The organism is Chishuiella changwenlii (assembly GCF_900142565.1).
Taxonomy (GTDB): Bacteria; Bacteroidota; Bacteroidia; order Flavobacteriales; family Weeksellaceae; genus Empedobacter; species Empedobacter changwenlii.
Map to the genome: position 1 here is coordinate 189798 of NZ_FRBH01000002.1, position 23511 is coordinate 213308.

General features: G+C 29.7%; 14 protein-coding genes and 1 tRNA gene. 4 read left to right on the forward strand and 11 right to left on the reverse strand.

The annotated features are described in order from the left end of the window. The first annotated feature begins 96 nt into the window (after positions 1-96). The 3 genes from BUA86_RS02570 (at position 97) to BUA86_RS02580 (ending at position 2866) form a co-directional block, all read left to right on the forward strand. The gene (locus BUA86_RS02570; protein ID WP_072929566.1) at positions 97-702 is read left to right on the forward strand and encodes an acyl carrier protein phosphodiesterase; all 606 of its coding nucleotides are present in this window, start codon (positions 97-99) and stop codon (positions 700-702) included. A gap of 50 nt (positions 703-752) precedes the next feature. After that, a complete protein-coding gene (locus BUA86_RS02575; RefSeq protein ID WP_072929567.1) occupies positions 753-2378 on the forward strand; it encodes an acyl-CoA carboxylase subunit beta in 1626 nt (541 codons plus the stop codon). A 74-nt stretch (positions 2379-2452) separates the two neighbouring features. Continuing rightward, a complete protein-coding gene (locus BUA86_RS02580) occupies positions 2453-2866 on the forward strand; it encodes a hypothetical protein (RefSeq protein WP_072929568.1) in 414 nt (137 codons plus the stop codon). A 69-nt stretch (positions 2867-2935) separates the two neighbouring features. Here BUA86_RS02580 and BUA86_RS02585 read toward each other — a convergent pair whose 3' ends face one another. From BUA86_RS02585 to BUA86_RS02600, 4 genes are all read right to left on the reverse strand, one after another. After that, the gene (locus tag BUA86_RS02585) at positions 2936-5338 is read right to left on the reverse strand and encodes a hypothetical protein (RefSeq protein WP_072929570.1); all 2403 of its coding nucleotides are present in this window, start codon (positions 5336-5338) and stop codon (positions 2936-2938) included. A gap of 38 nt (positions 5339-5376) precedes the next feature. Then, positions 5377-7695: a GH92 family glycosyl hydrolase gene (locus BUA86_RS02590; RefSeq protein WP_083580274.1), complete on the reverse strand. Its 2319-nt coding sequence runs from the start codon at positions 7693-7695 to the stop codon at positions 5377-5379. A gap of 353 nt (positions 7696-8048) precedes the next feature. Next, on the reverse strand, positions 8049-10883 hold the full coding sequence (gene polA / locus BUA86_RS02595; protein WP_072929571.1) for a DNA polymerase I: 2835 nt from the start codon (positions 10881-10883) through the stop codon (positions 8049-8051). Between the two features lie 88 nt (positions 10884-10971). After that, the gene (locus tag BUA86_RS02600) at positions 10972-11304 is read right to left on the reverse strand and encodes a 2Fe-2S iron-sulfur cluster-binding family protein (RefSeq protein WP_072929572.1); all 333 of its coding nucleotides are present in this window, start codon (positions 11302-11304) and stop codon (positions 10972-10974) included. Between the two features lie 153 nt (positions 11305-11457). Between BUA86_RS02600 and BUA86_RS02605 the strand changes: the two genes are divergently transcribed. After that, positions 11458-12894: a hypothetical protein gene (locus BUA86_RS02605; protein ID WP_178300390.1), complete on the forward strand. Its 1437-nt coding sequence runs from the start codon at positions 11458-11460 to the stop codon at positions 12892-12894. A 73-nt stretch (positions 12895-12967) separates the two neighbouring features. On the opposite strand, the gene BUA86_RS02610 is transcribed toward BUA86_RS02605, so the two are convergent. The 7 genes from BUA86_RS02610 to aroQ form a co-directional block, all read right to left on the reverse strand. Beyond that, positions 12968-14020, reverse strand: coding sequence for an NAD(P)/FAD-dependent oxidoreductase (locus BUA86_RS02610; protein ID WP_072929575.1), 1053 nt, complete (start codon positions 14018-14020; stop codon positions 12968-12970). A 145-nt stretch (positions 14021-14165) separates the two neighbouring features. After that, positions 14166-14239: transfer RNA gene (locus BUA86_RS02615), tRNA-Met, on the reverse strand. Between the two features lie 202 nt (positions 14240-14441). Continuing rightward, positions 14442-17123 carry a reprolysin-like metallopeptidase gene (locus BUA86_RS02620; protein WP_083580275.1) on the reverse strand — a complete coding sequence of 894 codons (2682 nt, stop codon included), beginning with the start codon at positions 17121-17123 and terminating at the stop codon, positions 14442-14444. 241 nt (positions 17124-17364) lie between these two features. Further along, entirely contained in the window at positions 17365-17940 is a 576-nt protein-coding gene (locus tag BUA86_RS02625) for a T9SS type A sorting domain-containing protein (protein WP_072929577.1), read from the reverse strand. A gap of 204 nt (positions 17941-18144) precedes the next feature. Continuing rightward, on the reverse strand, positions 18145-20010 hold the full coding sequence (locus tag BUA86_RS02630; protein WP_083580276.1) for a reprolysin-like metallopeptidase: 1866 nt from the start codon (positions 20008-20010) through the stop codon (positions 18145-18147). 239 nt (positions 20011-20249) lie between these two features. Next, complete coding sequence (locus BUA86_RS02635) at positions 20250-22889, reverse strand: reprolysin-like metallopeptidase (RefSeq protein ID WP_083580277.1); 2640 nt, start codon at positions 22887-22889, stop codon at positions 20250-20252. A 30-nt stretch (positions 22890-22919) separates the two neighbouring features. Then, complete coding sequence (aroQ, locus tag BUA86_RS02640) at positions 22920-23474, reverse strand: gamma subclass chorismate mutase AroQ (RefSeq protein WP_072929581.1); 555 nt, start codon at positions 23472-23474, stop codon at positions 22920-22922. Positions 23475-23511: the final 37 nt, after the last annotated feature.

Below are 23511 nucleotides of genomic sequence, written 5' to 3' on the forward strand. Positions count from 1 at the left end.
AAAACCTCAGAGAAGCCAATTCTTTGAGGTTTTTTTACAAAAAGTTAATTTAAAAATTGGCATAATAAATGTACTTTTATTAACGAATAAAATAATATGAATCTAGTAGCACATCAATATTTATCATTCGGAGAAAGGGGAATTCAAATAGGAAATTTACTTGGAGAAATTGTAAAAGGAAATCAATATGAGAATTTTTCTGAAGATGTAAAAACTGGAATTTTACTACATAGAACAATAGATACGTTTACAGATGAGCATGAAATTGTGAAAAGAAGTTCAAGCTATTTTTACGAATCACAACATAAATATTCTCCAATTGTAATAGATGTTATTTTTGACTATTTTCTAATTAAACATTGGGATAAATTCTATAAAGACTCATTTGAAAATTTTAAAAAGAGCTGCTACTCATTATTTGAAAAAGAATATGATAGCCTTCCTAAAAAGCTTCAAGAAACAATTTATTATTTATTAAAATACGATTGGTTTAAAAACTATTCGAGCATAGAAGGAGTTCAAAAAACATTGAAAGGAATTGGTAATCGATCAAAATTTGAAAACAATCTTCATCAAGTTATTCCAGAATTTGAAAAGAATTATAAGAAATTAGAACAAGATTTTTTAGAATTTTTTCCTCAATTAATTAATTGTTGCCAAAATTATTTAGGAATTACTTCCGATCTTAAAAAATCATTTTAGCATTTGAATTTAATTCATTAGTTTAGGGCTGTAAACAAACAGAGAACGTAATGGATTTAACTTTTAATAAAAGAGAAGATCACAATAAATTATTGTTGTCTAAACTGAAAAATAAACTAAAAGAGGTTTATTTAGGAGGAGGACAAAAACGTATTGATTCACTTCACGCAAAAGGAAAATTAACAGCAAGAGAAAGAATAGATTATCTTTTAGATGACAAACCAAGCATAGAAATTGGTGCGTTAACGGGAGATGAGATGTACAAGGAACACGGAGGTTGCCCTTCTGGAGGTGTTGTTGTTAAAATTGGTTATATTTCTGGAAAACAATGTATTGTTGTTGCAAATGATGCAACTGTAAAAGCAGGAGCTTGGTTTCCTATTACAGGTAAAAAGAATTTGCGTGCACAAGAAATAGCAATGGAAAATAAAATTCCAATTATTTATTTAGTAGATAGTGCAGGAGTTTATTTACCATTACAAGATGAAATTTTTCCTGACAAGGAAAACTTCGGAAGAATTTTTCGCAACAACGCAATAATGTCTTCTATGGGAATTACACAAATTTCTGCAGTAATGGGAAGTTGTGTTGCTGGTGGAGCTTATTTACCAATTATGAGCGATGAGGCTATGATTGTAGATAAAACAGGTTCTATTTTCTTAGCAGGAAGCTATTTAGTAAAAGCTGCTATTGGAGAGGACATTGATAATGAAGCATTAGGAGGAGCAACAACACATTGCGAAATCTCTGGTGTAACAGATTATAAAGCAAAAGATGATAAAGATGCTTTAGATAGAATAAAATCTATCGTAGGTAAAATTGGTGATTTTGAAAAAGCCGGATTTAATCGAGTAGAAGCAAAGAAACCTTCTTTAGACGAGAAAGAAATTTATGGTATTTTACCTGCTTCTCGCGCTGAGCAATATGATATGTACGACATTATTAACAGAATTGTTGATAACTCTGAGTTAGATGAATACAAACCAGATTATGGTCAGTCAATTATATGTACATATGCGCGTATAGATGGATGGGCTGTTGGTATTGTTGCCAACCAAAGAAAAATTGTAAAATCTAAAAAAGATGGGATGCAATTTGGTGGCGTTATATATTCTGATTCGGCTGATAAAGCAACGCGATTTATTGCAAATTGTAATCAGAAGAAAATTCCATTGGTTTTCTTACAAGACGTAACTGGCTTTATGGTTGGTTCTAAATCTGAACATGGAGGAATTATAAAAGACGGAGCAAAGATGGTGAATGCTGTTTCTAATTCTGTTGTTCCAAAGTTTACAATTATTGTAGGAAATTCTTATGGAGCAGGTAATTATGCGATGTGTGGAAAAGCCTATGATCCACGATTAATTGCTGCTTGGCCATCTGCACAATTAGCTGTAATGGGAGGAGAGCAAGCTGCAAAAGTACTTTTACAAATAAAAGAAGCTACTTTAAAAGCACAAGGAGTTGAGGTTGACGAAACAAAAAAACAAGAATTGTTAACTGAGATTACTAATCAGTACAATGATCAAACGAGTCCATATTATGCAGCATCAAGATTGTGGACAGATGGAATTATTGATCCTTTAGACACTCGTAAATGGATTTCTATGGGAATTGAAGCTGCTAACAATGCACCAATAGAAAAACAGTTTAACTTAGGTGTTATTCAAGTTTAAAAATTAGTTTTTTATAATATATAAGGCTATCTTTCCAATGTTAGATAGCCTTTTTTTAATTCAAAATATAGTTTATGTTTAAGACATTAAGTTTAATTTTTACACTCTTATTATCTTCAATAGTTGTTAATGCACAAACATCATTTAAGATAGAAAGTTTCGAAACGTCCTTAGTTACCAAAAAAATGTTATACGATTGGTTTGGAAAATGGGACAATATTGCACAAACTGATGATGATGATACAGCACTTGTTTGGACAAATAGAAAAGTAATAAATGAAGCGAATGAAACTTTTACGTTAATAGCTTCTAGTTCCGAAACAGAGGAAGGATTATATGGTAGTGTTATTGTTTTAACAAGCAAAAGTCAAGATGCTTTGGCTTTTGATTCTCCTTATAAAGAATATTTAAATGAGTTTTTGAAAACAATAGCTAGGAAAAAGAGCAATAGTAAACGTTTCTTCAGAGAATATCAGAAAATTAAATAAGATTAGATTCAAATATAAAAGCCACAATTTATTGTGGCTTTTATATTTTTAATTAATTTCTTGTTCAAATTATTTTCTACTATATTCTAAAAGTTCTTCAATAGATTGTACATGCTCAGATGAAACTTTTTTTCCATTTTTATACATCTCAATCAAAAAAGACTTATCTGATTTTTCTTGAATAAATAGACCAGATTGTTTTTCTCCTTTATCATTATAATCAGAATAAGTAACGATATCTTTTTCTTTAAAAGGGAAGTTAAAATAATTCTCTTCTGAATCATATCCCGTTTTTCTCATTACATAATTCTCAATTCCTTGTAAAATTGTATGTAGTGTATTTTTTTTGTTCTCAATTTTTGTAGGTATAGCACCTAGAATTTTAAACATGAAATCACTTTCGGGTTTTATATCATCTTCAAATTGAGGTGGAATGAAATGGTATTTTTTTAATTTATCATTTTCAAGATAATAAATTGTGACTGAATTTGGACTTCCTTCTTTTATTGTATTAGTATTTGAGTTAGAATAAATCAATTTGTCTTTATCGTATAAACCTGCTTCTAAATTATCTTTTTTACCCGCTTTTATTCGAATTGTAAAAGGAGATTGTAATTCAGATACGATAATTTCATTATTTTTTGATGCAAACGAAATTCTATTAAAATAGTGCATCGCAAAAAGATTGAGATCAAATTTAATAAGCTGTTTGTTCTTATACTCCTCTTTAATAATAGCAGTATTACCAATCATTTTAAAAAGACTTCCATCTGAAATTTTACCATTAATAAAACTTGATTTTATATCAAACATATAATGTTGATAGTTATCCATTTTATCTAGAAAATCATAAGAATATTGAGTTGTTAATTGACCATTTTTATAAAAGTTAACTAGAGGAAAATCACTAATTAAAGAATCATTTAAAAAATATCCTTCGTAAGGCTGTTGGTTTTTAAATTTCCCTTGATAAAACTCTTGTTCATTATCTTTTATAGAAAAATTATAGTAATCAATGCTCGCAAGTTTTCCATCAATATATTTTTCTTTTCTTTTTATCTCATCTGAATAATCCGAAGAATATATTTTCTCGACTATTTTTCCATCGGCATAAACATTCTTTACATCTTTATCAGAAACAACTCCATTAACAATACGGTTGTTTTTATAAACACTCTCATTAATTAGTTTTCCGTCTTTATATTGTTTTCTAAATCCCTCACGAACTCCATTTTTCATTTCATATTCTTCGATAAGATCATCATAATAGTTCATGAAAACTTTCTGAATACCATTTAGAATACCATTTTCATAACGAAGTAATTCAATATCATAATCACGCTCTACAAGGAATAAACCATTCCAAGGAGTTCCATTTTTATAATCTCCTTTATAAATAATTTTATCGTTATTTTTTACAACCTCTTGATTTATTTTTACGCCATTTTTTAATTCAAAAGTCAATAAATTTTGACCGATATTTTTCTCAAATTCTCCATCCCAAGGTTGACCATTTTTATATAAACTCTTTCTTTTTGTAAGAAGATTATTTTTTTCGATTAATTCGCCATCAGCATACTTTTCAACAGCTTTTAATTGACCATCTATTGTGTAAAATTTAGATTCTACTAATTGGCTATTTCGATATATTTTTTCGTTATTTATATTTCTAGCAAAATCGTTTGTAGTGTAATAGCTCAATTCAGTATAATTACTAGGTAAATCACTTTTTGAAAGATCTAAAGATAAAAGCAACTTTTCATTTTTGTCCCAAACAATTTTCCTTAATTTTTTATGAACATTATATTCATCAATACCATAAATTGTTTCTTCGGCTTTTTTACCATTTTGCCAATAAATAATAGTTTTATAGGCTTCTGCTAATTTTGGCTCTTCAACATTTTGTCCATACGTCATAGGAGGAGGTACAACAATACTAACAGGAGGATTCACTACGGTTTCAGGCTCAGGAGTAGAATCTATGTAATAATTGTCTCGTAAGCTCTTAGCAAAAATACCTTTATAATCTTTGTTATTATCAATAGTTCCAGTATATAAAGGTTTGTTTTTATAGAAAACTTCTATCTTATTTTTTTCACCATCTTTATTATAATTCACTTTTTTCCAAATCGTATTATCATTAAAATAATAGATTAGTTCTTTCGTAATTGTTTTATTATAATACTGTACTTCACTTTCATCTAAACCATTTTTATCATACCAGAAAATATCACCAACGTAGGAATTTTCATTATTTTCATCTAATAAATATCCTTGCATTTGGAGTGTTCCATTTTTATAGAAATCTCTTAATAAAAATAAATTTCCCAACTTTTTTAACGGAAAAGGTCTATAAAAGCTATGATTATCCTTTGTAGTTACTTCCCAATTTTTATCAAAATAAATCGTGTCTTGCGCTTTAATAATGATAGAACTTAATAAAAGTAGTGAGATTGTTATACTATTCTTCATAAAGAGATATTTAATGAAAACTCAATTTTTAGTACGAATTATTTATCATTTATAGAAAGAGAAAATGGACGACTTTCTGGTTGTGTTCCTCTTGTTTTGTTTGGCGTTTTAGACATGTCAAAATTTAATTTCGCACCTTTTAATAATTCCGAATGTTTAAAATAATTTAATTGATATTGCTTTTTATTGTACTTAACACCATTAACATAAACATTTTCTGCACTGTTATTTTTTGTATCAATTTCAATACTTTTTCCGTTCTCTAACTTAACAGTTGCTTTTTTGAATAAGGGAGAACCTATAACATATTCATCAGTTCCAGGACAAACAGGATAAAACCCTAAAGCAGAAAATACATACCAAGCTGAGGTTTGTCCGTTGTCTTCGTCACCACAATAACCATCTGGTGTGGCAGAATATAATTTGTTCATTACTTCTCTCGCCCAATATTGCGTTTTCCATGGTTGCCCTGCATAATTGTATAAATAAATCATGTGTTGTATAGGCTGATTTCCATGTGCATATTGTCCCATATTCATAATTTGCATTTCTCTAATCTCATGTATAACTTGACCATAATATGAATCGTCAAATAATGGAGGTTGAATAAATACACTGTCTAATTTTTCTACAAACTTTTCTTTTCCACCCATTAAATCAATTAAACCTTGCACGTCATGAAAAACACTCCATGTGTAATGCCAGCTGTTTCCTTCCGTAAAAGCATCTCCCCATTTTAAAGGATTAAAAGGTTTCTGAAATTGACCATCTTTGTTTTTACCTCGCATAAAACCAGTTGATGGATCAAATAAATTTTTATAATTTAAAGCTCGTTTTTTATATAAATCTGTTTCTTGTTTTGGTTTACCTAATGCTTTTCCTAATTGATAAATAGTAAAATCATCGTAAGCATATTCTAATGTGCGTGCAGCATTTTCGTTAATTTCTACATCATAAGGAACGTAACCTAATTTGTTGTAGTATTCTACACCTTTTCGACCAACAGCACTCATTGGTCCTTCGTTGTTTGCACCATGAATTAAAGCCTCGTATAATTTTTCGATATCATATCCACGTAACCCTTTTATGTGCGCATCTGCCACAACAGAAGCAGAATTATTTCCTATCATAATATCGGCATAACCAGGGCTGCTCCATTCAGGTAAAAAACCACCTTCTTTGTAAGAGTTAACCAATCCTTCTTGCATTTCAACATTAATAGACGGATAAACTAAATTAAGAAATGGATATAAAGCTCTAAATGTGTCCCAAAAACCTGTACCACCGAAAAGATAACCAGGTAAAACTTTACCATTGTATGGGCTGTAGTGAACAGTTTCTCCTTTTTGATTGATCTCGTATAATTTGTTAGGAAAAAATAATGTGCGATATAATGTAGAATAAAATGTTCTCATTTCATCTATATTATCAGATTCTATTGCAATTCTACCTAGCTTTTCATTCCAAATCTTTCGTCCATTATTGGCTACTTCATCAAATGTATTGTTCCCTAATTCTTTTAAATTTAATTTTGCTTGGTCGTAACTTATAAAAGAAGAAGCAACTTTTGCGATTAGTGGTTTCGATTTATTTTGTTTTCCGAAACTAACAACAATTCCAGCATGGTTACTTAATGTTTCATTTTTATTAATTTCTTTTCCGTCATCAAAAACATGAACATCTTTTATTTTTTCATCAAATTGTATAACAAAATAGTTTTTGAAATTGATTAATTTTCCTCTTGCATAGCGAGTAGAATAACCTATGATTTGATTAGCTTCTGGTATATATTGAATATAAGATCCTTTATCAAAAGCATCAATTACAACATTTGCTTGGTCAGTTTTATTGTATGTGAATTTAAAAATAGCCGCTCTTTCTGTAGGAGCTATTTCCGATACCACATCATAATCAGCCAAATAAACAGAATAGTAATAAGGTTTTACAGTTTCTGTTTTATGAGAGAACCAACTTGCACGTTTTTCTTCATCAAAAATAACTTTTCCAGTTGTAGGTAAAAGCGAGAATTGACCATAATCATTCATCCATGGCGAAGGCTGATGTGTTTGTTTTAAACCTCTAATTTTATCTGCAGAATACTGATATTGCCAACCATTTCCATTTTTATTGGTTTGAGGTGTCCATAAATTCATTCCCCAAGGTAAACCAATCGCAGGATAAGTATTTCCGTTAGATAATTCGTACTTAGAATCAGTTCCCATTAATGGATTAACCAAATCTACAGGATCTATCTCTTTATTATTGAGTAATGTTTTTTGTGAAAAACATAATGTGGAAGAAATTATTACCGTTAAAAGTGGTAAATAGAATCGCGAAGGAGCAAAAATTGTTCTCATGTTTTATTTGTGTTGATTATAAAAATATTAATTTTTAATGATTGACACAAGAAGAACTTTTAATTATGAGTGATAAAGGTTAACTCTCAATTTCCAGTTTCATTATATCCGTAGTACTTATTTAAGAAACTAAATTATTATTAATTTAGCGTGTCCTTCTGAGTCTGTCGAAGAATAGTAAAGAATTTTATAAAAATGTTTCGACAAGCTTAACATGACAGATTGTATTAAAAACAAGATTATAATTGGAAATTATAGAATAAAATAATTAGTTGAAACAACTATAAAATATAAAAACAAAACCCCTTTGTTAAGAAACAAAGAGGTTTTATAAAATAATTATATTTTTAAAATTAATGTGCTTCGTACCAATTGTTACCAACACCAACTTCTGCAATTAATGGAACTTCCATTTGCATTGCAGCTTCCATTGTTGTTTTAATTAATTCAGAAACTTTTTCAACTTCATCTTTAGGTGCATCAAAAATTAACTCATCATGTACTTGTAAAATCATTTTAGTTTGATAATTTTTCTTTAATTCTTTTTGAATTTGAATCATAGCAATTTTTACAATATCAGCAGCAGTTCCTTGTATAGGCGCATTAACAGCATTTCTTTCTGCATGAGAACGTACAACAGCATTTCTAGAATTAATATCTTTTAAATAACGTCTTCTTCCCATTAATGTTTCTACAAAACCTTTATCGCGAGCAATATCAACTTGTTTTTCTATATAGGCTTTTAATGTAGGATATGTTTCATAATAAGCATCAATTAAAATTTTTGCTTCTTTACGAGATATATTAGCTTGGTCTGCTAAACCAAAAGCTGAAACACCATATATAATTCCGAAGTTGACGGTTTTTGCCTGACTTCTTTGTTCACGTGTTACATCTTCCAAGGCTACATTAAAAACTTTGGCAGCTGTAGCTGCGTGGATATCTTCTCCTTTTGTAAAAGCTTCTACCATTGCAGGATCTTGAGACATTTGTGCAATCAATCTTAATTCAATTTGCGAATAATCGGCAGAAATTAAAACGTGATTTTCATCTCTAGCAACAAATGCTTTACGAATTTGTTGTCCCGCTTCTGAACGAATTGGAATGTTTTGTAAATTAGGATTGACAGACGATAAACGACCTGTTGCAGCAACCGTTTGTGCATAAGTTGTATGCAGACGATTAGTTTTTTTATTAACTAAACTAGGAAGTGCATCTATGTATGTTGATTTTAATTTTTGTAATTGTCGGTATTCTAAAATATCATTAATGATAACATGCTTATCTCTTAATTTTGACAAAATTTCTTCTCCTGTAGCATATTGACCAGTTTTGGTTTTCTTTGCTTTAGGATCTAATTGTAATTTATCAAATAAAATATCACCTAATTGTTTCGGAGAATTAAGATTAAATTCTTCTCCAGCATCTTGATGAATTTTTGTTTCTAACTCTCTTAATTTTGCTTCATGTTTTACAGAAAGCTCTTTTAAGAATGGAATATCAAGATTAACACCTTCTATTTCCATATCAGCCAAAACTTGCATTAATGGCATTTCAAGATCTGTAAATAATTTGTGCGTATTTGCACTAATCAATTCTGGCTCGAAAAGATTTTTTAATTGATGTGTAATATCAGAATCCTCAACTCCGTATTCTGTTTGTTCAGCTAAAGGAACATCGCGGAAATTTTTCTGATTTTTACCTTTTTTACCAATTAAACTTTCTATTGAAATGGGTTGATATTGAAGATAAGTTTCTGATAAAACATCCATATTATGGCGCATATCTGGATTAATCAGATAATGAGCAATCATGGTATCAAAATTATTTCCTTTTAAAATGATGTCATATTTTGCTAAAACTTTGATGTCATATTTTAAATTTTGACCAATTTTAGAAATCGTTTCATCCTCAAAAAATGGAGAAAATTCTTGAATAATTTTTTTAGTTTCTTCAAAATCTGTTGGAAATGGAATATAATACCCTTTTCCTTTTTCCCAAGAAAAAGAAATACCAACTAATTCTGCTTCTAAAGCATCTAAAGAAGTTGTCTCTGTATCAAAAGTAACCTCTTTTTGATTGAGAATATTTTTTAATAATAGAGATCTTCCTTTATCACTATCAATTAATTGATAAAAATGATTTGTTGAAGAAATATCTGTAAATATGCTATTCTGAGGAACAATATCTTCATCAGAAGTAAAATCGAACAGGCTTTGTTGAGCTGTAGGACTTGTTGAGGTTTGACTTGCAGCAGAAATTTCTTCCTGCGCTTCTTTAATAATTCCAGAAGCATCTAAACCATAAATTTTATAAACAGTTTCTAACATTCTACGAAACTCTAATTCCGTAAAAAGTTCCGTCACTTTTTCTATATCTGGAGGACAAACAGTTAAATCTTCTTCATCAAAATCAACAGGAGCATCAGTAATGATGGTCGCTAATTTTTTTGATAGAATTCCTAACTCTTTGTTTTGCTCAATTTTTTCTTTCGCTTTACCTTTTAATTTATCAGTATTTTCTAATAAAGCCTCTAAAGAACCAAATTCTTTTATGTATTTACTTGCTGTTTTTGCTCCAACACCAGGTAAACCAGGAATATTATCAACAGCATCACCCATCATTCCAAGATAATCTATCACTTGAATTGGATCATCAATTTCAAATTTTTCTTTTACCTCTTCAATTCCCCATATTTCTACACCTTTTCCATTTGCAGCAGGACGATACATTTTTATTTTGTCTGTAACTAACTGTGCAAAATCTTTATCAGGTGTGACCATGTAAGTTGTGTAACCTTCTTTTTCAGCTTTTTTAGCCAAAGTTCCAATTACATCATCAGCTTCATAACCTTCTGCAAAAAGAACAGGTATTTTTAATGCTCTTAAAATATCCTGAATAAAAGGAACTCCAGATCTAATAGCTTCTGGTGTTTCATCTCTATTGGCTTTATACTCTGCATAATCTACAGTACGAACAGTTGCTTGTCCTACATCAAATACTACAGCTAAATGTGTTGGTTGTTCCCTTCTAATTACATCAAAAAGAGAATTTGCAAATCCCATAATTGCTGAGGTATTAAATCCTTTTGAATTAATACGAGGGTTTTTGATAAATGCATAATAACCTCTAAAGATTAGGGCGTAAGCATCTAGTAAAAAAAGTCTTTTATCTTCTGATTGATTCATTCTGTTGGTTTTAATTACTACGTTTTATACGAAACGTAATTTTTAATTATGAACGTAGAACGTACAGTTTACTACGTAAAACTATAAGTTAATATTCCGGAGCAAGCTCAATTTTTAATCCATTCATCTCTTCAGATAAATGCAATTGACAACCAAGACGCGAATTATCTTTTACATTAAAAGCCTCAGCTAACATTGCATCTTCATCTGGATTCATTTCTGGTAAATCCGTTTCTGGTGTTAAAATATAACATTGACATGATGCACACATTGCCATTCCTCCACAAACACCAATAGTTCCTTCTGGCGCTAATTCGTATGCACGAACAAGCTCCATAATATTCATGTTCATATCTGTTGGTGCATCTACTTCGTGAGAAACACCTTCTCTATCTATAATCGTAATTTTAATGTCTGACATAATAGTTTGTTCAACTTTTACAAAAATACGGATTGTTTGTGGTCTAAAAAAGAATATATGAAGCCTTAAATTAAACTTTTGTAAAAAATGGTGTTAATCTAAATTACCAATCGATTTTTTGACTAAATTTATGGAAATTAACATTATTATACCTTGTTGAATAAATTAAGATATATTCTACTGTTCTGTTCTATTGCTAGTTTTGGACAGAATATTTTGTCATTTAGTAATGATCAATACAGTGGAATTAACGGAGCAATTTTTTCACCAACCACACCTTATTTTAATCCCAATAAATGGGATGTAAACATTGTATCCGAAGATGTTATGTTTCGGAATAACTATGGTTATATTTCTGACAAATCTGTTCTAGGACTTTTAAAGGGAGATATAAAAACAGCTAGCCATAGAAGAGGGATACGAGGCGATTCCGAATCGAATGTGTTGGACTTTTATACCAATCATTTTGTTTCTTATTATGTTGAAAATGATGTAATGGGGCCCTCTTTTTCTTTTAAACAAAAAATAAAAGATCAAACTTTTCGACTAGGCTTTTTTACAAGATTACGAACACAAAGTTCTGTAAAGGATTTTGATAATTACATGCGCTACGCCAATCAGGAAATTATAGAACCAAAAGAATATGCTTTTCAGCCAGTTAAAGTTAATTTAATGAATTGGGGAGAAATAGGGCTTAATCTTTCTACAAATTTATATACAACCAATACACAAGAGTTAATTGTAGGTGCGAATTTAAAATATTTAATAGGATTAGATGGAGCTGTTATCAACAGTAAAAATCAAATAAAATTAGAAGCAGATACGATTTCAAATCTAGGTAGAGTAGATATTTATGCAAGCAATTATAATATAGATGCTTCTTATGCGACAAATTATGATTTTGATGGAGAAAAATATTCTTTAAAAAGTAGGGGGAATGGTTTTGCCTTAGATTTAGGGATAGCTTTAGTAAATCGTCGTTTAAACGATGAATTATACGATTTTAAGCTAAGCGCGAACATAATGGATATTGGTTATGTTAATTTTAAGGGAGAAAATCATCAATTATACAATCCATCTCAACGTGTACAAATACAGAATAATCCAACTTTTGACAACACAGATTTTGAAAGTATTAGTCAATATATGAAACTATTGAGTAATGAGGTTTATGGTGACGAAAATGAATCTTTAAAAGGAAATAAATTTACAATAGGTCTACCTACAAGCTTAAATATTAATATGAGTAAGAAGATAAGAGATAATCATTATTGGAATGTCAATTGGATACAAAGAACACCTATTTTTGAGAATAGCTTAAAACGTATTAATGTTTTACAAACGTCTTATGCGATACAAAAAGATGGTTTTGCCATTGCACCTTCTGTTTCATTATACGATTATGAGAATGTAACATTTGGAGGCTATATTCGTATAGGACCATTAATTTTAGGAAGCGATAATGCATTACCATTTGTATTTAAACAAAAGAAATTGAATGCAGGTAGTTTTTATTTTGGTATAAAGCTTTATCCATTTTGGGATAGTGAAGCAAAAAGAAGAAATAGAGAACCTTGTTATTGTGATTAATAGTACAAAATAAGAAAATCCCTCATCTAAATTTAGATGAGGGATTTTTTATGTTATTTAATTATAAAAGAATTTAATCAATTGCTTTTACAACTGCTTTTTCTGCTTCTTTACGTGTTCCATCAAATCCGTCAACACCAGAAACTGTTGTGTATTTTAAAACAAATTTCTTTCCAGGATTCATTCTGTTGTAAACAGACTGGCACATTAATGTTGCTTCGTGAAAACCACATAAAATTAATTTTAATTTACCTGGATAAGTATTCACATCTCCAATAGCATAAATACCTTCTATGTTTGTTTGGTAATCTAAAGCGTTATTAACTTTAATTGCGTTTTTCTCAATTTCTAATCCCCAGTTTGCAATAGGACCTAATTTTGGAGAAAGACCAAATAATGGAATAAAATAGTCTGTATCGATGTCAAAAGTTTCACCTTCTCTTTCAATAGCTAATCCTTCTACATGATTTTCACCAATAATACCCACAATTTCTGCAGGAGTTATTAAGTTAATTTTACCTAATTTCTTAAGTTCAATAACTTTATCAACAGAATCTAAAGCACCACGGAATTCGTTTCTTCTGTGTACTAAAGTTACTTCAGAAGCAACATCTGATAAAAATATAGACCAATCTAATGCAGAATCACCTCCACCAGCAATCACAATTTTTTTATCACGGAATAATTCAGGATTTTTAACAAAATACTCAACACCTTTTTCTTCGTAACGTTCTATATTTTCAATAACTGGTTTACGAGGTTCAAAAGATCCTAACCCTCCAGCAATTGCAACAGAGTTTCCATGAATTTGTGTTCCTTTATTTGTTGTTACAATAAAAGTCCCGTCCTCTTGCTTATCAATTGTAGTAGCTTGCTCGTTTAATGTAAAACCTGGCTCAAATTGTTTAATTTGTTCCATTAAATTATCAATTAATTCACCAGCTCCTACTGAAGGGTAACCAGGAATATCAAAAATTGGTTTTTTAGGGTAAAGCTCTGTTAATTGTCCACCTGGTTGAGGTAAGGCATCAATAATATGACATCTTAATTTTAATAAACCTGCTTCGAAAACAGCAAAAAGTCCAGTTGGACCTGCTCCGATTATAATTATATCTGTTTGAATCATTTGTTGTAATATTATTTAGAATCTAACTAAATTGAGTGCAAATTTAATGAATTTGAATTGATTAATTGCTGATTATCATCAGAAGAATGCAAAATTTATTGAAAATAAAAAAGACAAATTCAATTTCTGAATTTGTCTTTTTTTGTAGCGAAGAGCAGAATCGAACTGCCGACCTCAGGGTTATGAATCCTGCGCTCTAACCATCTGAGCTACCTCGCCTTGTTTTTGGTGGTGCAAATATAAGAGGTTATTTTCGATTAAAACAAATCTTTTTATAAAAAAATAACATAAAAATGATAGTGTTCATGCTAAATAATTGAGATTCATAAAATATGGTTAGAATATTTTTTTTAATTATTTTATAAAAAACAAAACCCCATTATAAGAATGAGGTTTTGATGTTGTAGAATTATGAATGATTTTATTTAATGATTAACTTTTTAGTTTGAGATTGATTCCCGTCTTTTATTTCGACGATATAAACACCTTTAGGAAGATGTTTTGCATCAATACTCTGATCTACTTTACTATTCATTACATCAAATTGTTTTGTCATGATAACTTGTCCAGCCATGTTGATGATGTTAGCTGTAATTTTATTTGTTTTAGCAGTCATTCTAACTTTAAACAAACCATCTGTAGGATTAGGATAAACGAATACATCTTGTGATTTTGTAGGATCTGAAACGCCTAAAGTAGTTGTTTCACGAAAACAAAGTTCAATACCAGCTTTATTAACGGTAACGACATCATCATCTCCATCATCATTACTTTTCTCTTTGATGTCATCGTCATCATCGTCATCATCAATAATACCACCTAAATCAAATTGGAAAATATATTCTCCATTTGAATTTTGAGATAAATATTGTTTGAAATCTAAAGGAGATCCACTAACTACAGCGCCATCTACTCCGCAATTATCAAATGGATTTTCTCCAAAACGATTAAATTTGTAGTTTAAAGAAAAATCTGAACAATTGCCTTGCCACACGCGTTGAAAGTCTTCATCTAATCCTGTTTTTTGAAACGATATAAGCATATCAGATAAATCAGCATCAACTAATAAAGAAATATCTTCTATTGGTCTTATTTCATCATTAATAGAAATAATATCATTAGAAACAATTCCATTTGTAACTTGTATAGGTTCGTTATTACTGTAAGTTTTACAACTTAAAGAAACTTCGTATCCTATCGCAATAAATGGACTCGCAGCGTAATAAATATTATCAATAGCTTCTACAATAATATTTGCTTTTTCAGCTTTTAAATCAGCTGGTAAATTAATTGTAGCATTCCCAATATTTGGAGTAGATTCTAATAACGTTGTAAATGTTTCACCATTATCAGTTGTTAACTTAATACGAACATTTTGTGTATTAATTTCTCCGCCATTAGTTCCTGCAACATCCCATTTTAACGTATATGTTTCTCCAATTTGGAATGATTGGTTAAGAGCAATGTTCGTTATTTTAAAAGGACCGTTGTCAGTTATTTTTATTTTATTTTTATCTGTAGCAACTTGTCCACCATCAGGGTGATTATCTCTTACTTGAAAAACAAAATTTAATTCTCTTGCGACATCAGATGTCATATTCCAAGTAGAATACAATTGGTTATTTAGAACATTTTCTAATGGAGGGAAATACTGTACAGGGTTTGGGTTATGTGCATACACTCTAAAATTTGGACCTTCCGTATTGTTTCTTTTAGGAGTAGAAAAACTATTATTTTCTTCTGTTATAAGGTCATCCTGTTCCCAAGAATAAGTTAACATATCATTATCTGCATCAGATGCATCTCCACTTAGTTTAAAAGCAGTTCCTTTTGGAATGCTATAATCTTGTCCAGCATTTGCAATAGGAGGTGTATTGTTGTTTGGAGACATGATACCACAACTTTGCGTAGCTAAATAATTATTAATTTTTTGGATACTAGAATTATGAAACTGAGGAATATATCTGTTTTGAACATCATATGATCCCGTTAATCCAGGATAAGACATTATTGTGACACCACTTCCTACCTCTAAGTTTGCATTATGTTCTTCTAATTGAGAAAATGTATGAAAAGCTCCGAATTGATGTCCAATTTCATGTGCAGTTATCATTGCAAAAGTATAGCCTTCAACCGATAAACTAGGTGTATGACCAACTTGAGCACTACCTTTTCTTAATGGATCACAAACAGCTTCCAGTTCAGCTCTTCCTCCTGAAAAAACATTTGTTAATAAGATTCCTAAATCATAATTCTCAGAGCCAATTTTTTCATCTAGTTGTCTTTGTGTTTCGAGATTTATAGAATCTTTTACTTGACTTTCATTATCACCATTTGGATTTACATCATAATTATATGGATTGCTATCTTCTGTAAGAAAAGTAACCTTATCTAAGTTATCAACCAATTCGAAAGAAATAGATAAATCATTTTCATATATAGGAAGAATATAAGTTAAAGTTTCGTTAACTGCAGCAATCGATGCTTCCAATGTAGGTTCTTCACCTTCTCCTGCAAAATAGGCATTGTAACTATAGTCTGTTGCAATAGCTAATCTATATTTACGATAAAATGCAGGATTATTAACAACTTTATTTTCTTTTGCTTTTTTAAGATTAGATTGTTTTTGTAAAATATCATTTCCACAATTAAAATTTTCCAGACTTGGTAGGTTTTCATTATTTATTAAAAAATAATCTTTTCCTTGTTTTTCGATGATATACTTCTCATTATCATGATACACTACAGCGTTTATTCCTTTTAGTTTAGAATAGCCTAAACTAATTTTTTTTAATGGATTAGTAGTTGAATAGCCATAAAACGATTTAATCTGGGGAAATTTATCTTTTAATTTAGACGAAAGAATTTCTCTTTCTGTTAATACAAACTGTTCATTTTGTTTATTCTCATTCGGAATAGAAACAGTAAAATTTTGACTTTTTCTTGATAAGTTAGAAGAAAGCTGTGATTCGAGCGAACGCAAATCTAATTTACCTTTTGAAGAACGAATAGAATGTTCAGTAGGTTTATGAGTTCTATTCTGTGCATATACAGAAGTCATTCCCATCACGAGAAGTGATGCAATAAATAAATTTTTTTTCATAGGTTTTTTTGTAAGTTGGTTATCACAAATATAAGTATAAAAAAAATACTAATAAGATTTATTGATTATATTTTTTTTGTCATATTATTTATTAAATAAGTAGTTGTTATTTTTAAAATATTTTATTTTTTATTAAATAATTTAGATTCATAAAATAAGGTTAGAATATCTTTTTATTTCCATATAAAAAACAAAACCTCATTATACTAATGAGGTTTTTGATGTTGTGGAATTAATGATTTTATTTAATGATTAATTTTTTAGTTTGAGATTGATTTCCGTCTTTTATTTCCACGATATAAACACCTTTAGGGAGGTGTTTTGCATCAATGCTCTGATCTACTTTATTATTCATTACATCAAATTGTTTTGTCATCATGACCTGTCCAGCCATGTTGATGATATTAGCTGTAATTTTATTTGTTTTAGTAGTCATTCTAACTTTAAACAAACCATCTGTAGGATTTGGGTAAACAAATACTTCTTGTGTTTTTATAGGATCTGAAACATTTAAAGTAGTTGTTTCACGAAAACAAAGCTCAATACCAACTTTATTAACAGTGACATCTTTTGGAATTTCATCATCATCATCATCATCATCATCATCAGGAGTAATTTCGTTTAAAGTGAATTGGAAAATATATTCTCCATCTGAATTTTTAGATAAATATTGTTTAAAATCTAGAGGAGATCCAGTAATCGTAGCTCCATTTATACCACAATTTACAAATGGACTTTCTCCAAAACGATTGAATTTATAATCTAATGTATTGTTTTTACAGTTTTTTTGCCATATAAATTGAAAGTCTTCATCCACTCCAGTTTTTTTAAATAATAGGTTTATATTAGATGAGTCTGCTTCTGCAAGTAAAGAAATATCTTCTATTGGTCTTGTTTCGTTTGTAATAAATAAACTAGTATTAACATCTGCTTCGTGTGAAACGAGTATAGATTCATTTTTGATGTATGTTTTACAATTTAAAGAAACTTCGTATCCTATCGCAATAAATGGGCTAGAAGCTTAATAAATATTATCAATAGCTTCTATAATAATATTCGCTTTTTCAGCTTTTAAATCTGCTGGTAAATTAATTGTAGCATTCCCAATATTTGGAGTAGATTCTACTAATGTTGTAAATGTTTTACCATTATCAGTTGTTAATTTTATACGTACATTTTGTGTATTAATTTCTCCACCATTAGTTCCTGCAACATCCCATTTTAATGTGTATGTTTCTCCAATTTGGAATGATTGGTTAAGATTAATGTTCGTTATTTTAAAAGGACCATCATTTGTTATTTTAACTTTATTAGGATTCATAGCTACTTGTCCACCAGTAGCTTGATTATCTCTTGCTAAGAAAACAAAATTTAAATCTCTTGGGACATCAGATGTCATATTCCAAGTAGAATACAATTGGTTGTTTAGAACATATTCTAAAGGTGGAAAATGTTTTTCAGGATTAGGACTATGCTCGTATATTCTAAAATTAGGTCCAGCGGTAAAATCTTTTCTAGGGGTGATATCGCCTCCATTTGGAGTTACAGGGTTATCTTGCTCCCAAGAATAGGTTAAGTTATCATTATCTGCATCAGAAGCTGTTCCTATTAATTTAAAAGCTGTTCCTTTTGGAATGGTGTAGTCTTGTCCTGCATTTGCAATAGGAGGCGTATTATTACTAGGTGATATGATGCCACAACTTTGTGAGTTTAGATAATGATTGATTTGTCGAATACTAAAATTATGAAATTGAGGAATAAAGGTGTTTTGTATATTAAATTCTGCTAATGTACCAACATAAGACATTATTGTGACACCACTTCCTACTTCTCGGTTAGCATCAAATCCACTGTTCTCATATGCAGCATGTGTATGATAGGCTCCAAATGTATGTCCTATTTCGTGTGCAGCAATCATTGCAAAGGTATAACCTTCAGGTATATATGTATTGAAAGGGTCGTAACCAGTATAACTTCCTCCTTTTTTTAGTGGATTACAAACAACACCCATATCAGCTGCTTCTCCGCCTGCAACAGAATTTGTAAATAAGATTCCTAGATCATAATTATCAGAACCAATATTTTCATCTAGTTGTTTTTGTACTTCTGGGTTTAATTCTTCTAGCTTATCATACTGGTAAGGATTACTTTCTTCTGTAAGGAAAGTAACCTTATCTAAATTATCAACCAATTCGAAAGAAATAGATAAATCATTTTCGTAGATAGGAAGAATATAAGTTAAAGTTTCGTTAACTGCAGCAATCGATGCTTCCAATGTAGGTTCTTCGCCTTCTTCTGTAAAATAGGTATTGTAACTATAGTCTGTTGAAATAGCTAATCTATATTTACGATAAATTGGAGGGTTATTAGTTAGCTCATCTTCTTGTATTTTTTTATTTAGATTAGACTTCTTTTTTACGATATCATTTCCACAATGAAAATTTTTAAGGTTTGGTAAGTTTTCACTATTAATTATGTAGTAATTATTATCTTTTTTTTCTATGATATATCGATCTTTATTATCATTTATCATAGCATTAATACCTTTAGGAGAGTAACCTAAACTAATTTTCTTTGATGGATTAGTCGTAGAATAACCATAATAGGATTTAATTTGAGGAAATTTTTCTTTTAATTTAGGAGCTAGAATATCTCTTTCTATTAGTACAAACTGTTCATTTTGATTATTCTTATTCGGAATAGAAACAGTAATGTTTTTACTTTTTCTTGATAAGTTAGAAGAAAGCTGTGATTCAAGCAAACTCAAATCTAATTTACCTTTTAAAGAACGAATAGAATGTTCAGTAGGTTTATGAGGCCTATTCTGTGCATATACAGAAGTCATTCCCATCACGAGAAGTGATGTAATAAATAAAATTTTTTTCATAGGCTTTTTGTAAATTGGTTATTACAAAGGTATTTAAAAAGAATATAAAATTTCTAGTTTGTTCTTTTATTTTAATACCTAACCTATTATTAAATAGATGTTTATTATTTCTCAAATAATTTATTTTCTATTAAATAATTGAGATTCATAAAATACGGTTAGAATATTTTTATTTTTTTATTATTATAATAAAACCCCATTATTAAAATGAGGTTTTTGATGTTGTGGAATTAATGATTTTATTTAATGATTAATTTTTTAGTTTGAGATTGATTTCCGTCTTTTATTTCCACGATATAAACACCTTTAGGGAGGTGTTTTGCATCAATGCTCTGATCTACTTTATTATTCATTACATCAAATTGTTTTGTCATCATGACCTGTCCAGCCATGTTGATGATATTAGCTGTAATTTTATTTGTTTTAGTAGTCATTCTAACTTTAAACAAACCATCTGTAGGATTTGGGTAAACAAATACTTCTTGTGTTTTTATAGGATCTGAAACATTTAAAGTAGTTGTTTCACGAAAACAAAGCTCAATACCATACTTATTAACGGTAATTTCTCTTTCTTCTTCAGTAACACCAAAATCAAGTATGAACAAATATTCTCCGTTAGCATCTTGAGAGATGTATCTTTTTGAATCAAAATTATTACTATTAATTGTAACACCATTTACCCCACAATTATGAAATGGATTTTCTCCATAGCTATTAAATTTATAGTTCATTGCAAAATCTTCTTCGCAATTACCTCTTTCCCATACATATTGTTTTTCATCATCTACTCCCATTTTCTCAAATAGCATAAGTATTTTAGATGAATCAGCATCAAGAAATAAGGAAAAATCTTCTATTGGTTGTGTTTGATCTGTAATGGGAATAGTAGAAAGATGATATGTTCCAACTTTAGCTACTACAGGTTCAGTATTACTATAGGTTTTGCAACTTAAAGAAACTTCATATCCAATAGCGATAAAAGGGCTAGTAGCGTAATAAATATTATCAATGGCTTCTATAATAATATTCGCTTTTTCAGCTTTTAAATCAGCCGGTAAATTAATTGTAGCATGTCCAATATTTGGAGTAGATTCTACTAATGTTGTAAATGTTTCACCATTATCAGTAGTTAATTTAATATGAACATTTTTTGTATTAATTTCTCCAGTATTTGTACCAGCTACATCCCATTTTATTGTAAACGTTTCGCCTGTTTTAAATGATTGGTTAAGATTAATATTTGTTATTTTAAAAGGACCATCGTTTGTTATTTTTACTTTATTTGCATCCATAGCAATTTGTCCACCTCCTGGCTGATTATCTCTTACATGAAAAACAAAATTTAATTCTCTTGGTATTTCCGATATTGTATTCCAAGTAGAATACAATTGGTTGTTTAGAACATACTCTAATGGAGGGAAATACTGTACGGGATTCGTATGATGTTCGTAAACTCTAAAATTAGCACCTTCAGTATTTCGTCTACTAGGATTTTGAAATACGTTCTTTTCATGATTAATAAGCGTATCGTCTTGCTCCCACGAATAGGTTAAATTGTCATTATCTTTGTCAGAAGCTATACCTATTAATTTAAAAGCTGTTCCTTTAGGAATAGTATAATCTTTTCCCGCATTTGCAATTGGAGGGGTATTATTACTAGGAGACATGATTCCACAACTTCGTGTAGTAATAAAATTATTTATATCTTTTACACTAGAGTTATGGAATTGTGGTACACGTTTGTCTTGAACATTATGGTTAGGTGTAACATTTGGATATCCCATTATGGTTACACCACTCCCAATTTCTTTTGTTTTACTGGTTCCGTCAATATTAGAATAGGTATGTTCAGCTCCTAATAGATGTGCTATTTCATGTGTTACAACTAAAGAAAAATCATAACCTTTAGGATTAAAAGTATGTCCCGAAAAACTTTGCCCTTTATACGTTTCATAGCAAGCACCTCGTAAACGACCAACACCTGCAGCAGGTCCCCTAATTATACCAGTAAGTAAAAATCCTAGATCATAGTTTTCGTCACCAATTTTTTCATCCAATTGTTTTTGATTTTCATAAATAAGGTCCATGATTATACTTTGTTCATTCTCATAATTATACGGGCTACTTTCTTCTGTTAGGAAAGTAACTTTATCTAAGCCATCAACTAATTGGAATGATAGGGATAATTCATTTTCAAAAATAGGAGATATAAAAGTTAGAAGTTCGTTAACAGCATTAAAAGAATCTTCTAATGTTGGTTCTTCTCCTTCTTTAGCAAAATGTTTATTGTACGAATAATCAGTTGCAATAGCTAACCTATATTTGCGATAAAACAGAGGATTGTTATGTTGTTTATTTTCTGTGGTTTGAGTGGTTTTATTTGCTTTACTTATTGGGAGTGGGCTGTTAATATGTTCTGTTCCACAATTAAATTTTTCTAAATTTGGTAAGTCTTTAGTTTCTGTTAAGAAATAATCATTTTCTTTTTTTTCTATAATATATTGATCCTTATTATCATATATCATAGCATTAATACCTTTTGGAGAATAACCTAAACTAATTTTCCTTAAAGGATTAGTCGTAGAATAACCATAATAGGATTTAATATTCGGAAATTTTTCTTTTAATTTAGGAGCTAGAATATCCCTTTCAATTAAAACAAATTGTTCATTTTGTTGCTTTTCATTCGGAATAGAAACTGTAATGTTTTTACTTTTTCTTGATAAGTTAGAAGAAAGCTGAGATTCGAGTAAGTGTAAATCTAATTTCTTTTTAGAAGAATTGACAGTTTTTTCTATCTTTTTTTGAGGTCTATTTTGTGCATACATTACACTTGTTGATACCACTAATAGTGATATAAATAATAGATTTTTTTTCATAGGTATTTAGTTTATAAGTTGATTTAAATTTTATTTTAAATGCGATTTAATAGGTTTAATAGCAATTTCTACAACATTATCATCAAATTCAGTATGTATGATGTTTCGAGCAGACTTTTTAAAATTCTCAAATGATTGCTTATTATTAGCTAATTGTATTTTTTTTAATTCTACTAATAATAAAGGAGTTAAACTGTCTAATACTGGGCGTACTTCAGTTGCGAGGTTAATGGTAGGATCAAAGGGAGGTTGTGCTTCTTTTTCCCATTTTTCATGTAATTGAGTTTGAACTTTCTTTCCAGCTTCAAATTGAGCTTGAAAAAAATCTCTAGCAAAATGTTTGTCAAGTCCCATTCTAGAAGCTCTAGCCTCAACACTATCTAAGATAGTTTTTTCTCGAATAGGATCATTAATTGGAGCTTTAGTATTCCATTTACTTTTTGCGACTGAAGGAGCAACTTCTAGTCGCTTATTCATAAGCTCAAGTAATACTTTGTTGTTTTCGTCTTTCACAGGTTGCTCAACGCAAGAAAATATTGCTAAAGAAAGTCCTGCAAGAGAGGTAAAGAAAAATGTTTTAATCATGTTGGTAGTAGTTTAGGTTTTATATCATAATTTTGGT

What these genes read in the sequence shown, in the direction of transcription:
- BUA86_RS02570 (WP_072929566.1), top strand. Translation starts at nt 97, where the DNA reads ATGAATCTAGTAGCACATCAATATTTATCATTCGGAGAAAGGGGAATT.
- BUA86_RS02590 (WP_083580274.1), bottom strand. Translation starts at nt 7,695, where the DNA reads ATGAGAACAATTTTTGCTCCTTCGCGATTCTATTTACCACTTTTAACG.
- BUA86_RS02630 (WP_083580276.1), bottom strand. Translation starts at nt 20,010, where the DNA reads ATGAAAAAAATTTTATTTATTACATCACTTCTCGTGATGGGAATGACT.
- polA (WP_072929571.1), bottom strand. Translation starts at nt 10,883, where the DNA reads ATGAATCAATCAGAAGATAAAAGACTTTTTTTACTAGATGCTTACGCC.
- BUA86_RS02585 (WP_072929570.1), bottom strand. Translation starts at nt 5,338, where the DNA reads ATGAAGAATAGTATAACAATCTCACTACTTTTATTAAGTTCTATCATT.
- BUA86_RS02610 (WP_072929575.1), bottom strand. Translation starts at nt 14,020, where the DNA reads ATGATTCAAACAGATATAATTATAATCGGAGCAGGTCCAACTGGACTT.
- BUA86_RS02575 (WP_072929567.1), top strand. Translation starts at nt 753, where the DNA reads ATGGATTTAACTTTTAATAAAAGAGAAGATCACAATAAATTATTGTTG.
- BUA86_RS02580 (WP_072929568.1), top strand. Translation starts at nt 2,453, where the DNA reads ATGTTTAAGACATTAAGTTTAATTTTTACACTCTTATTATCTTCAATA.
- BUA86_RS02620 (WP_083580275.1), bottom strand. Translation starts at nt 17,123, where the DNA reads ATGAAAAAAAATTTATTTATTGCATCACTTCTCGTGATGGGAATGACT.
- BUA86_RS02600 (WP_072929572.1), bottom strand. Translation starts at nt 11,304, where the DNA reads ATGTCAGACATTAAAATTACGATTATAGATAGAGAAGGTGTTTCTCAC.
- aroQ (WP_072929581.1), bottom strand. Translation starts at nt 23,474, where the DNA reads ATGATTAAAACATTTTTCTTTACCTCTCTTGCAGGACTTTCTTTAGCA.
- BUA86_RS02635 (WP_083580277.1), bottom strand. Translation starts at nt 22,889, where the DNA reads ATGAAAAAAAATCTATTATTTATATCACTATTAGTGGTATCAACAAGT.